The organism is Enterobacter cloacae complex sp. SYL001 (assembly GCF_049237025.1).
In the GTDB taxonomy this organism is placed as follows: Bacteria; Pseudomonadota; Gammaproteobacteria; order Enterobacterales; family Enterobacteriaceae; genus Enterobacter; species Enterobacter intestinihominis.
In genome coordinates this window covers 37732-50291 of the sequence record NZ_JBMKJI010000006.1, presented here as the reverse complement: position 1 = coordinate 50291, position 12560 = coordinate 37732, and the positions used below count along the sequence as shown (strand labels likewise).

Sequence of the window (12560 nt, the reverse complement as noted above, 5' to 3'; positions counted from 1 at the left end):
TTGCTGTCCTTATAGAGGCTTACTTCAAATCTGTAGTAAAGCGATCCCCTTTATAGCCGTAACGACTCGCCGGATAGAATTCAACTTTATTATCAGAGAAATTTGGTAATGTTGTTTTTATCGAGGTGTGAGGAAGGATGTAGGTCTTATCCAGCACACCCGCTTTTCCTGAGGGTAATGTTTTAAAGGATGCCGTTATACGAACAACGTAATCGCTGGGATTGTTGATAACCAGGCCATCACCCTTTTTGTTCCATGTCAAAAATTTCCATGGCTGCGTCTCCTCAGGTAGACCCGCAGGATGAATTACAACAGGAAGATCCTGGCGGATAGTCAACGCAACTTTATCTTCTCCTTTCTCCTTTGGAGGAATGCCTTCGAACGTGACGCGTTTAAGTTCTTCATACTTCATGGGTTTGCTGGTTTGCAGCAGAAAACGCATTCGCTGTGTTTCCCCGGCGTCGACACGGACTACAGGTTGAGAAACGATTAAACGAATAGATTTATCGCTATCAGGTAAATCTACAATGTTTGTATAAAGCAATGCAGGCTGCGAATCCGTATTTTTAACATTCATACTGGCTTCGCCTTTTTGTGCATCGACTAATAAAACCGATGTTTCTGGAACCATACCGGTGGCACAACACTTTGTCGCTACAGCCAACAACGCAAGATATAGAATTTTCTTCATGACTTTCCACTCACATAAATAAATAAAAATCATACCGGCATTATTTTTATTATTCTTGCGGCAGAGAAAGCTATTTTAATGCAAAAAAAGCGTGACAATGGCTTTTAAATACTCTAACCATTGCCACGTTAATTAAGCGTTAAATTATTAGAGATATACCAGACTAATGGTTGCGTTACCGTCCAGCGTAATTACGTCAGTCGTACCTAATACCGAGTTATCCTGCACTGCAGAGGTAACCAGCAACGGCACGCTAAGCTGTTTGAAGGCTTTTGGCTGCGTGGTACCGGCTGTTGCTACGGTATTCGCTTTTTGGTAGCCCGTGCAGCCATTAAGCGAGCAGAGGTAACCCAGGCCTGGCGCAACTTTCTCCCAGGAACGCTGGCCTTCAGTGATGCTCCCTGTTACCAGGGTGTCAACATTCGCGCCATCCGCTGTGACCGCTTCAGTATTGATGGCAACGGTGTAAGCACCAATGCTCACGCCAGCGGTGGTTTTACCCAGACCAAAGGCACCAGCGGTGTTGCTGAAGTCTGATTTATCCGTACCGCTACCTGCGATAAACGCGGTTGAAGACAGGTTAACGCGACTGTCCAGGCGGTTATCGGTGGAGGTAAAAGCAACGCTCATGTTGCTTTCGCAACTGATATTTAGCGTGATGCTTTTCTGCCCCAATTGTACCAGCTTGTTTGTCGCACCGGTCGGTGCAATATTTTGGTTCAGTACCGTTCCATAATCTACAACGCCGCCATCAGGCAGGGTCGGCGTACATGCAGCCGGGTTAATCGTACCGACAACTTTCAGCGTAACATCGTTAGCGGCCTGGGCAGCAAAAGCGGATAAACCGAAGGCTACGGCGACGGTTGCTGCCGAGAGTACTTTTTTAAATTCCATTATTTTCATTTCCCGATTTATTTTCTACAGCATTTAGCAATAACGAATATCAAAGATAAACAAGGCTCAGCGTGGCATTACCGTCAAGCGTGATAGTATCGCCTGTACCCAATACAGTGTTGTCCTGAAGCGCAGTTGTAATGCGTAACGGCATATTCATAACTTTAAAAGCTTTTGGTGTGGTGGTTCCCGATGCAGCAGCCGTAAAGACACGTGTCTGGCCTGTGCCACTGTTAACTGGTGCAAAAGCACCCGTACTGGATTTTACCCAGGTATAATTTGATGTATCGGTACCTGTGGCTGCAATGAGATCAGCGACAACACCATCTGTTGTTGTATTAACGGGATCTGCTGCAATGACATAGGAGCCAATATTCACACCCGCACTCGTTTTACCCAAGCCATAGGCGTTTCCTGAAGCGTTAGCATTTACATTATCGAAAAACCCATTTTCAATATAAGCGGCGCTCCCCAGGCCCACACGAGTATCATGGCGGTTATCCGTAGAAGTCACCCCAACGCTGGTATCGCTGTCACAGGTAATAGTGAGAGTAATACTTTTAGCCCCCAACTGAACCAGTGTATTCGCCGTGCCAGTTGGATTGATGGTAGAAGCTGGCATTGTGCCATAATCTACCACTCCACCGTTTGGCAGTGAGGGTACGCAGGAACCAGGAACGATATTACCAATAACTTTCAACGTCACATCATTAGCAGCGTGTGCATTTGACATGGCGAGGGCTGCACAAATAGCAGCAGATGAAAATAATTTTTTAAAAGTGATATTCATAATTTGTCCTTAAAAGAAAATCCGTTTTTGTTAACGCACATATATATTTTCACAGGGTGATATCGGATACAATCAAATTAAAATAAAACATTATTGAAGATAAATTTAACTGTCCTACAGAAAATAACCCAACAAGATTAATCCCATGCCAATTAATAGACCGATATCTTTTGCAAAGACACAAGTTTTTTAGAGAGTAATTTTATGCAGAAAATAAAAAAACCTGCACAGTTGTGCAGGTTCGGAAAAAATATTGTGCTTTATGAAGTTTATTTGACGACACGGAGTGCCGGACGACCACCGCGCGGAGGCGGATCGTCATCAGGGTCATTGTCGTCGTGATGGTCGGGTTTATCGCCATCAATCACAGACATTACCGTGTCGCTTTCACGTTCATCGGATGTCCCATCATCGTTCAGGCTGGCGACCTCTTCATCATAAGCCGCTTCCGGTTCGAACATGGTACCTGCACCGTTTTCACGGGCGTAGATAGCCAGAACCGCAGCCAGCGGAACGGAAACCTGACGCGGCACGCCGCCGAAACGCGCATTAAAGCGCACTTCGTCGTTAGCCAGTTCCAGGTTACCCACTGCACGTGGCGCAATATTCAGTACAATCTGTCCGTCGCGTGCGTATTCCATTGGAACCTGCACGCCCGGCAACGTCACATCCACAACCAGGTGCGGCGTGAGCTGGTTATCCAGCAGCCATTCATAGAAGGCGCGCAGCAGATACGGACGGCGTGGTGAAAGTTGTGACATTTCCACAGTCATTAGCCTCGGCCGAGACGCATTTCGCGCTCCGGTTCAGTTAAGGATGCCAGGAAAGAGTCGCGTTCGAAGACGCGAGTCATGTAGCCTTTCAGCTCTTTCGCGCCAGGACCGCTGAATTCTACGCCCAGGGTTGGCAGGCGCCACAGCAGCGGTGCCAGGTAGCAATCTACCAGGCTGAACTCATCGCTCAGGAAGAAAGGTTTTTGACCAAATACCGGCGCAATCGCCAGCAGCTCTTCACGCAGCTGTTTACGCGCAGCATCCGCTTCTGAAGAGGAACCGTTAACGATAACGTTCATCAGCGAGTACCAGTCTTTCTCGATACGCTGCATGTACAGGCGGCTTTCACCACGCGCAACAGGGTAAACAGGCATCAGCGGCGGATGCGGGAAACGCTCATCCAGGTATTCCATAATGATACGGGATTCCCACAGGGTCAGCTCACGATCCACCAGCGTCGGTACGCTTTGGCTCGGGTTGAGATCGATCAGATCCTGAGGCGGGTTATCCTTTTCCACATGCTCGATCTCAAAACTGACACCCTTCTCGGCCAGCACGATACGAACCTGATGGCTATAAATGTCAGTAGGACCAGAAAACAGCGTCATTACCGAACGTTTGTTGGCAGCGACAGCCATGAAAACCTCCAGGTATATTCAGAATTTTTACTGCTACCAGCCCAACGGGGCCAGCCAGATGATGTATCGCCCATCCCAGAGAAAACACATTGTTCAAGAATCGAACAAAAATCGAGTATTCACCGATATTTGGGCATAAAATTGGATGATAGTTTACCAGATTTTGATGGCTTTGTGGTGAGGGGATGCCGGAAATGTGGAAAAAGAGAAGATATATGAAATGTTACTGTGGATAACCTGCGCATTATCCATAAAAAAACCCGCCGAAGCGGGTTTTTCGCCAATCGTTCTGCGTAAGCAGAATAGATTAACGTTTGGAGAACTGTGGACGACGACGTGCTTTACGCAGACCCACTTTCTTACGTTCAACCTGACGAGCGTCACGAGTAACGAAGCCAGCTTTACGCAGTTCAGAACGCAGGGATTCGTCGTACTCCATCAGCGCGCGGGTGATACCGTGACGGATCGCACCTGCCTGACCGGAGATACCACCACCTTTAACGGTGATGTACAGATCCAGTTTTTCTACCATATCAACCAGTTCCAGCGGCTGGCGAACTACCATGCGGGCAGTTTCGCGACCGAAGTATTGTTCCAGAGAACGCTGGTTAATTACGATTTTACCACTGCCCGGTTTAATGAAAACGCGAGCTGCGGAACTTTTGCGGCGACCAGTGCCGTAGTATTGATTTTCAGCCATTGCCTATAATCCCGATTAGATGTCAAGAACTTGCGGTTGCTGTGCCGCGTGGTTGTGCTCGTTGCCTGCGTAAACTTTCAGTTTACGGAACATAGCACGACCCAGCGGGCCTTTTGGCAGCATGCCTTTAACCGCGATTTCAATCACACGCTCAGGACGGCGGGCAATCATCTCTTCAAAGGTCGCTTCTTTGATACCACCGATGTGGCCGGTGTGGTGGTAGTACATTTTGTCAGTACGCTTGTTGCCGGTAACAGCAACTTTGTCAGCGTTCAGAACGATGATGTAATCACCGGTATCAACGTGCGGAGTATATTCCGCTTTATGCTTACCGCGCAGGCGACGAGCCAGTTCAGTAGCCAGACGGCCCAGAGTTTTACCGGTCGCGTCAACAACATACCAGTCGCGCTGTACGGTTTCTGGTTTAGCTGTAAAAGTTTTCATTAAAAGCTTACCCAAATAATAAGTTACACGTTGGTGAACACCCAAACGTTTAGTCAGTTGAGGTTCACACGACAAAGTCCGGCAAACCTACCCCTTCGAATAGCACATGCCGACACATAGAAAGTTTCGGGAAAAAAACCTTCTCGTAACGTGGGGTCGCAAGATTATAGAGAAGTTGAGGTCAAAGATCGACCCTTAAATGTGATTTGGGATGGGTTTTTCGGGGTTGCGTATTGTGCGGTCTGGTGCCCTCACCCCCAGCCCCTCTCCCACAGGGAGAGGGTAGCGTTTGTTAAGGCCTGGTGCCCTCACCCACAGCCCCTCTCCCACGGGGAGAGGGTAGCATTTATGGCATATGCTCACGCTTAAGGTACTCTTCGCTCTGCATCTCTTGCAGGCGCGACAGGCAGCGCTGGAACTCAAACTTTAGGCGCTCGCCCTGATAGATCTCATATAAAGGCACCTCGGCACTGACTACCAGTTTGACGTGGCGCTCATAAAACTCGTCCACCAGCGCGATGAAGCGGCGCGCTTCGCTCTCCATGAGAGGGGTCATGACGGGCACATCCCATAACATAACGGTATGGAACAGACGCGAAAGCGCAATGTAGTCATGCTGGCTGCGGGCGTCCACGCAGAGCGTTGCAAACGAGACGGCCAGCGTCTGGTTCTCTACGCCAAGCGTCGGCAACGGACGATGATTAATCTCCAGCGCTGGTGCGTTATCCCGCGGCGCCCCTGCCAGCGCCAGCCAGAGTTTATCCATCTCGCTGGCTGAGTCGGCGTTCAGCGGTGAAAGCCACAGGTGCGCCTGCGTCAGCGTGCGCAAACGATAGTCGACGCCAGCGTCGACATTCATGATGTCGCAGTGCTGCTTAATGGCATCTATGGCTGGCAGGAAACGCGCCCGCTGGAGACCGTTGCGATAAAGCTCATCCGGCGGGATATTTGAGGTCGCCACCAGGATGATCCCACGCGCAAACAGCGCTTTCATCAGCCCCCCCAGCAGCATCGCGTCCGTAATATCGGAAACAAAGAATTCGTCGAAGCATAGAACGTCCGTTTCCGCCTTGAAGCGGTCCGCCACGATTTCCAGCGGGTCGGTTTCGCCCTGGAGCGCCGTCAGCTCTTCATGGACCCGGAGCATAAAACGGTGAAAGTGCAGACGCTGCTTACGCGTGCCGGGCAGGCTCTGGTAGAACATGTCCATCAGCCAGGTCTTACCCCGCCCAACGCCGCCCCACATATATAAGCCACGAACCGGTGCGTTTACCGTGGGCTCTTTTTTGCCCAGTAAACGGCCGAATGCCGCCTTCAGCCCACTGCTCTGCACCGCATCGGCGGGTTTCGCCAGAAGCTCCTGGTAAATCGTGTCCAGGCGGTTTACCGCTTCACGCTGGACATCATCCGGCTGGTGTGTGCCCTCACTCAGGGCGAGTTGGTAACGCGATGATGGGGACAGGTTTTGCATGATGTTATTGTTATTCCTTTAGTTAAACCTCATCAGCGGTCGTGGCTGATGAAAAAAAGGCCGTTCTACACTACGCGATGATACGTCAGGATTCCACTTCTGCGGAAATAGCGGTTATAGTGGCATAATCAGGCTCAGGCAGGAGCCGAGCCAACACCCTACGGAACAACAAGACAACGGGAGAAGTTCATGACCTGGGAATATGCGCTAATCGGTTTAGTCGTCGGCATCATCATTGGTGCTGTGGCCATGCGTTTCGGTAACCGCAAATTGCGTCAGCAGCAGTCACTGCAATACGAACTGGAAAAGAACAAAGCCGAACTGGAAGAATACCGCGAAGAGCTGGTCAGCCACTTTGCCCGTAGCGCTGAGCTGCTGGACAACATGGCGACAGATTATCGCCAGCTCTACCAGCACATGGCGAAAAGCTCCAGCAGCCTGCTGCCGGAAATGACCGCGGAGAGCAACCCCTTCCGCAATCGTCTGGCGGACTCTGAGGCCGGTAACGATCAGGCACCGGTTCAGATGCCACGCGACTATTCAGACGGCGCGTCCGGCCTGCTGCGCGGTGGCGTAAAACGCGATTAATCGCACAACCTGAATAAATTTTACGGGCGCACCTTATGCGCCCGTCCTTTCTTCCCGTCCCCAGCTATTATTTAGTCAAACACCTCCATTGTTCAGCGGTTGAAAATTCAATAACATCAAGATGTTTTTGGGGCCGTTCTTTTTCATTCCAGGATACGAGAGTCAGCATCGATGAAGAAAAAAAACCAGCTGTTGAGCGCCTTAGCGTTAAGTGTCGGGTTATCTCTCTCGGCGTCCTTCCCCGCCAGTGCGGCACTACCTTCGCAGGTGCCAGGACAAGAAGCCATTCCCAGCCTTGCGCCGATGCTTGAAAAAGTCCTGCCTGCGGTAGTCAGCGTTCAGGTGGAAGGGACGGCACGCCAAAGCCAGCGTATTCCCGAAGAGCTGAAGAAATATTTTGGCGAAGAGGCGCCGGATCAGCAGGCTCAGCCGTTTGAAGGCCTTGGTTCGGGCGTGATTATCGACGCGGCCAAAGGCTATATCCTGACCAATAACCACGTGATCAGCCAGGCTGATAAAATCAGCGTTCAGCTGAACGATGGCCGGGAGTTTGACGCCAAACTGATCGGCGGTGACGATCAGAGTGATATCGCCCTGCTACAGGTGCAAAACCCCAGCAACCTGACCCAGATCGCCATCGCCGATTCCGATAAGCTGCGCGTGGGTGATTTTGCCGTCGCGGTCGGTAATCCGTTCGGTTTAGGGCAGACCGCCACCTCCGGGATTGTCTCTGCCCTGGGGCGCAGCGGCCTGAATCTCGAAGGGCTGGAAAATTTCATCCAGACCGATGCCTCCATCAACCGGGGCAACTCCGGCGGTGCGCTGCTTAACCTGAACGGCGAACTGATCGGCATTAATACCGCTATCCTCGCACCAGGCGGCGGCAGCATCGGGATTGGTTTTGCCATTCCGAGTAACATGGCGAAAACCCTGTCTCAACAGCTGATACAGTTTGGCGAGGTTAAGCGCGGGCTGCTGGGCATTAAAGGCATGGAGATGAGCGCTGATATCGCCAAAGCCTTTAAGCTCAACGTCCAGCGCGGGGCGTTTGTCAGCGAAGTGCTGCCCAACTCAGGCTCTGCGAAAGCGGGCGTGAAATCCGGTGACGTTATTGTCAGCCTGAACGATAAACCGCTGAGCAGCTTCGCTGAATTACGTTCGCGTATTGCCACCACGGAGCCTGGCGCTAAAGTGAAGCTGGGCCTGATCCGCGAGGGCAAACCGCTGACCGTGGAAGTGACACTGGACAAGAGCACTTCCTCTTCCGCCAGTGCAGAACAGATCTCCCCGGCGCTACAGGGCGCAACGCTGAGCGACGGTCAGCTTAAAGACGGCACGAAAGGCATTTCTGTCACTGCCGTTGAGAAAAGCAGTCCAGCCGCGCAGGCAGGTTTACATCAGGACGACGTGATCGTGGGCGTGAACCGCACTCGCGTGCAGTCTATTGCCGAAATGCGTAAGGTGCTGGAGAGTAAACCGGCGGTCATTGCCCTGCAAATTATCCGTGGCAACGACACCCTCTACATTTTACTGCGTTAACCATTTGCGACTCCGGGCATCGCCGCTGCGTGTGATGTCCGGATAACTCATGTTATGCTGCAAACCGTTCCTTTTTTAACGACACACGCATCATGCTTTTAAAGCTCTTTCGTTCAATTGTCATTGGTTTGATCGTTGCCGGTCTGCTGCTGGTGGCTATGCCATCTTTACGCCAGTTCAACAAACTGTCGGCTCCTCAGTTCGACAGCACGGATGAAACGCCTGCAACGTACAATCAGGCGGTACGCCGTGCCGCCCCCGCCGTGGTTAACGTCTATAACCGCGGGCTTAACAGTTCCGCTCATAACCAGCTGGAGATCCGCACGCTCGGTTCCGGTGTGATCATGGATGACCGGGGTTACATCATCACCAATAAACACGTGATCAACGATGCCGACCAGATTATCGTCGCCTTGCAGGATGGCCGCGTGTTTGAAGCCCTGCTGGTGGGGTCGGACAGCCTGACCGATCTGGCGGTGCTGAAGATCAACGCCACGGGCGGTCTGCCGACTATCCCGATTAATCGCAAACGAACGCCGCATATCGGCGATGTGGTGCTGGCGATCGGTAACCCGTACAACCTGGGCCAGACCATCACTCAGGGGATCATCAGCGCGACAGGTCGAATTGGACTGAACCCGTCAGGGCGGCAGAACTTCCTGCAAACCGATGCCTCGATCAACCACGGTAACTCCGGCGGTGCGCTGGTGAACTCTCTGGGCGAACTGATGGGCATTAATACCCTCTCCTTCGACAAGAGCAACGATGGCGAAACACCGGAAGGGATTGGCTTTGCCATTCCGTTCCAGCTGGCGACCAAGATCATGGACAAGCTGATCCGCGATGGCCGCGTGATCCGTGGCTACATCGGTATTGGCGGGCGTGAAATCGCGCCGATGCATACGCAGGGCGGTGGTATCGATCAGATCCAGGGGATTGTGGTCAACGAAGTGGCACCTGGCGGCCCGGCGGCCAATGCAGGTATCCAGGTGAACGACGTTATTCTTTCCGTCAACGGCACGCCGGCGGTCTCTGCGCTTGAAACGATGGACCAGGTGGCGGAAATTCGACCCGGCTCTATCATCCCCGTAGAAGTCATGCGTAATGACAAGAAGCTCACGATTCAGGTCACCATCCAGGAATACCCGGCCACTAACTGACGGGCATAAAAAAACGGAGCTTAGCGCTCCGTTTTTTTTACCGGGACAAGATCACTTGTTAACGAACTCTTCGCCCAGCGTGATGTCTTTCTTCAGCGTATCCAGCATGCCTTCCATCGCGTTTTGCTCAAACGCGCTCAGCGTGCCGATAGACTTACGCTCTTCAACGCCGTTTTTACCCAGCAGCAGCGGCTGAGAGAAGAAGCGCGCGTGTTCACCGTCGCCTTCTACGTAAGCGCATTCAACCACGTTTTTCTCGCCCTGCAGCGCGCGAACCAGAGACAGGCCGAAACGCGCCGCCGCCTGGCCCATAGACAGGGTTGCAGAACCGCCACCCGCCTTCGCTTCCACCACTTCGGTGCCTGCATTCTGAATACGTTTGGTCAGGTCAGCCACTTCCTGCTCGGTGAAGCTCACTCCCGGGATCTGCGACAGCAGAGGCAGGATGGTCACGCCAGAGTGTCCGCCGATAACCGGCACTTCCACTTCCGTTGGCTGCTTGCCTTTCAGCTCAGCCACGAAGGTATTGGAACGGATGATATCCAGCGTAGTTACGCCGAACAGTTTGTTCTTGTCGTAAACGCCCGCTTTCTTCAGCACTTCTGCTGCGATGGCAACGGTGGTGTTCACCGGGTTGGTGATGATACCGATGCACGCTTTCGGGCAGGTTTCAGCGATCTGCTGAACCAGGTTTTTCACGATGCCCGCGTTGACGTTGAACAGGTCTGAACGATCCATACCCGGTTTACGTGCAACACCCGCGGAGATCAGCACCACATCGGCACCCTGCAACGCAGGACGCGCATCTTCACCGGAGAAGCCTTTGATTTTCACAGCTGTCGGGATGTGGCTCAGGTCAACCGCCACACCTGGGGTTACCGGAGCAATATCGTACAGGGAGAGTTCTGAGCCTGAAGGCAGTTGGGTTTTCAGTAGTAGGGCAAGCGCCTGGCCGATACCACCAGCAGCGCCGAGGACTGCGACTTTCATCCTAAACTCCTTATTATGGTTAACTTAAGTATCTGTAACTCCGTTGCGGCGACCATAATTCAGCACGTCATTAATTACAATTTTCATCGCTAAAGAATTTGAGGTCGCACGTCTTTGACCTTCACCCGAATGCTATCAGGCTGTGGGCAACAACGAATTAAGAGGGGGTTACAATACACCCTGCCACGCCACCAAAACAACATCATTTTGATAACATTTAATTTACTTTTAAGCTTATTTGCGCGGCGTGACCCAGGCATGTTTTCTGATAACGAAATCTGATAAAATCTCTCCCTTTCATAACATTATTTCAGCCTGGTGCCAGGTAGATAATTTGCATAAAAATTCATCCACATGCATAATAATGTTGTTTCTATCGTCATATTCCGGGTGACTTATGCGAAGCTCGTCTAAGCAAGAAGAATTAGTGAAAGCGTTTAAAGCGCTACTCAAAGAAGAGAAATTCAGTTCTCAGGGAGAAATTGTTCAGGCGTTGCAGGAGCAAGGCTTCGACAACATCAATCAGTCGAAGGTCTCCCGCATGTTAACAAAGTTTGGTGCAGTGCGTACGCGCAACGCCAAAATGGAGATGGTTTATTGCCTGCCTGCTGAACTTGGCGTGCCAACGACCTCCAGCCCGCTGAAAAACCTGGTTCTGGACATTGACTATAACGATGCCGTGGTCGTGATCCACACCAGCCCGGGTGCAGCCCAGCTGATTGCCCGCCTGCTGGACTCGCTGGGTAAAGCAGAGGGGATCCTCGGGACCATCGCTGGCGATGACACCATTTTTACGACCCCGGCAAATGGTTTCTCGGTGAAAGACCTCTACGAAGCGATTCTGGTCCTGTTCGAACAGGAGCTGTAATCTTCTGCCCCGTAGCGCCTGGCTACGGGGATCATTCTGCGGCCGCCTCGTTTTACCCTGCTTTTCTCTGCCTGCTGCTTTTGCAAATAGTGCTTTTTACCGCCTGTTAACATTCATTCAGTGAATGATCTGCCGTAAAATCGCACTAAAAATCAAAGCCGCCTATCCAATTGATTTACATAATAAAAAATCATAACACCTGCAGAGTAACGCCCTTTTTTATTCATTCCCGTTATAAAAAATGATGTTTTTAACGCGTAATAACAGGCGGAAACCATTAGCCTGGTATTAATTTTTTCCGTGATTAGTGTATACTTGATTTTGTGATGAGGGTCACAGAACAAAGACCCCAGTAAAATAATTGACGAGGTAAATAATCATGAAAATTAAAACCACTGTAGCTGCCCTGAGCGTACTGTCAGTCCTGTCATTCGGTGCGTTTGCAGCCGACACTATTAACGCCGAACAGGCACAATCCCGTCAGGCTATCGGGACCGTTTCTGTTGGTGCCATCGGTACTTCTCCGATGGACATGCACGAAATGCTGAACAAAAAAGCGGAAGAACAGGGTGCGTCATCTTATCGCATCATCGAAGCGCGCAGTGGCGACCACTGGCACGCTACCGCAGAACTGTACAAATAAACCCTCGTCGTATCTCATCATACGACTTGCCCCTGACCTCCCGGTCAGGGGCTTTTTTATCACTGGCGCACGTTGAAACGCAGTTGCCCTTCCAGCTCCTCCTCCGCTTCATCAAACAATAAAATCAATGCGCCAAAGCGTCTGCGCAGTTTTTCAGGCAGATGGGTAAATTCGATCTCCAGCGGTAACGGCAGCCTGTCGCCGGTAACCACATCCCACAGCATATCAAGATTGTTTACGCTGCCCCGCTCCAGGTCGAACGCCCGGATAAACTCGCGGTAGAAGTCTTCCTGACTATCAATTTCGTCAAAATCAAAGGTATAAATTTTCATTGCCAGCCACCCGGTACAGGCGGGCGGCAGATGCCGCCC

The 12560-nt window shown here is 51.4% G+C and carries 15 protein-coding genes; 5 read left to right on the top strand and 10 right to left on the bottom strand.

Annotated features, from left to right (window positions below; all coding sequences use genetic code 11):
* Positions 1 to 19: 19 nt before the first annotated feature.
* The 8 genes from ACOTZP_RS08470 to zapE all read right to left on the bottom strand — a co-directional run bounded on the left by ACOTZP_RS08470 (position 20) and on the right by zapE (position 6401).
* Positions 20 to 691 (bottom strand): fimbria/pilus chaperone family protein, encoded by a 672-nt coding sequence (locus ACOTZP_RS08470; protein WP_022649549.1) that lies wholly within the window; start codon positions 689 to 691, stop codon positions 20 to 22.
* A 147-nt stretch (positions 692 to 838) separates the two neighbouring features.
* Entirely contained in the window at positions 839 to 1585 is a 747-nt protein-coding gene (locus ACOTZP_RS08465) for a DUF1120 domain-containing protein (protein ID WP_022649550.1), read from the bottom strand.
* A gap of 49 nt (positions 1586 to 1634) precedes the next feature.
* Entirely contained in the window at positions 1635 to 2375 is a 741-nt protein-coding gene (locus ACOTZP_RS08460; RefSeq protein ID WP_022649551.1) for a DUF1120 domain-containing protein, read from the bottom strand.
* 269 nt (positions 2376 to 2644) lie between these two features.
* Entirely contained in the window at positions 2645 to 3142 is a 498-nt protein-coding gene (sspB, locus tag ACOTZP_RS08455; RefSeq protein ID WP_032622090.1) for a ClpXP protease specificity-enhancing factor, read from the bottom strand.
* A gap of 5 nt (positions 3143 to 3147) precedes the next feature.
* Positions 3148 to 3786: a stringent starvation protein SspA gene (sspA, locus tag ACOTZP_RS08450; RefSeq protein ID WP_003860438.1), complete on the bottom strand. Its 639-nt coding sequence runs from the start codon at positions 3784 to 3786 to the stop codon at positions 3148 to 3150.
* 307 nt (positions 3787 to 4093) lie between these two features.
* Positions 4094 to 4486: a 30S ribosomal protein S9 gene (gene rpsI / locus ACOTZP_RS08445; protein WP_003860436.1), complete on the bottom strand. Its 393-nt coding sequence runs from the start codon at positions 4484 to 4486 to the stop codon at positions 4094 to 4096.
* A 15-nt stretch (positions 4487 to 4501) separates the two neighbouring features.
* Entirely contained in the window at positions 4502 to 4930 is a 429-nt protein-coding gene (rplM, locus tag ACOTZP_RS08440; RefSeq protein WP_003860434.1) for a 50S ribosomal protein L13, read from the bottom strand.
* A gap of 346 nt (positions 4931 to 5276) precedes the next feature.
* Positions 5277 to 6401, bottom strand: coding sequence for a cell division protein ZapE (gene zapE / locus ACOTZP_RS08435; protein WP_271075432.1), 1125 nt, complete (start codon positions 6399 to 6401; stop codon positions 5277 to 5279).
* 189 nt (positions 6402 to 6590) lie between these two features.
* Here zapE and zapG point away from each other — a divergent pair, with 189 nt between their 5' ends.
* The 3 genes from zapG (at position 6591) to degS (ending at position 9688) form a co-directional block, all read left to right on the top strand.
* Positions 6591 to 6989, top strand: a complete 399-nt coding sequence (zapG, locus tag ACOTZP_RS08430; RefSeq protein ID WP_022649554.1) for a Z-ring associated protein ZapG — start codon at positions 6591 to 6593, stop codon at positions 6987 to 6989.
* 171 nt (positions 6990 to 7160) lie between these two features.
* A complete protein-coding gene (degQ, locus tag ACOTZP_RS08425; protein WP_022649555.1) occupies positions 7161 to 8528 on the top strand; it encodes a serine endoprotease DegQ in 1368 nt (455 codons plus the stop codon).
* 92 nt (positions 8529 to 8620) lie between these two features.
* Positions 8621 to 9688, top strand: a complete 1068-nt coding sequence (gene degS / locus ACOTZP_RS08420) for an outer membrane-stress sensor serine endopeptidase DegS (RefSeq protein WP_003860430.1) — start codon at positions 8621 to 8623, stop codon at positions 9686 to 9688.
* A 51-nt stretch (positions 9689 to 9739) separates the two neighbouring features.
* Here the strand turns inward: degS and mdh are convergent, their stop codons facing one another.
* The gene (gene mdh, locus ACOTZP_RS08415) at positions 9740 to 10678 is read right to left on the bottom strand and encodes a malate dehydrogenase (protein WP_023298737.1); all 939 of its coding nucleotides are present in this window, start codon (positions 10676 to 10678) and stop codon (positions 9740 to 9742) included.
* Positions 10679 to 11075: 397 nt separating this feature from the next.
* On the opposite strand from mdh, the gene argR reads away from it, so the two are divergent.
* Together argR and yhcN are read left to right on the top strand one after the other, a co-directional pair.
* Positions 11076 to 11546, top strand: coding sequence for a transcriptional regulator ArgR (argR, locus tag ACOTZP_RS08410; RefSeq protein ID WP_003860428.1), 471 nt, complete (start codon positions 11076 to 11078; stop codon positions 11544 to 11546).
* A 379-nt stretch (positions 11547 to 11925) separates the two neighbouring features.
* A complete protein-coding gene (gene yhcN / locus ACOTZP_RS08405; RefSeq protein ID WP_006812160.1) occupies positions 11926 to 12189 on the top strand; it encodes a peroxide/acid stress response protein YhcN in 264 nt (87 codons plus the stop codon).
* A gap of 59 nt (positions 12190 to 12248) precedes the next feature.
* Here the strand turns inward: yhcN and ACOTZP_RS08400 are convergent, their stop codons facing one another.
* The gene (locus tag ACOTZP_RS08400) at positions 12249 to 12521 is read right to left on the bottom strand and encodes a barstar family protein (RefSeq protein ID WP_022649557.1); all 273 of its coding nucleotides are present in this window, start codon (positions 12519 to 12521) and stop codon (positions 12249 to 12251) included.
* Between the last annotated feature and the right edge of the window lie 39 nt (positions 12522 to 12560).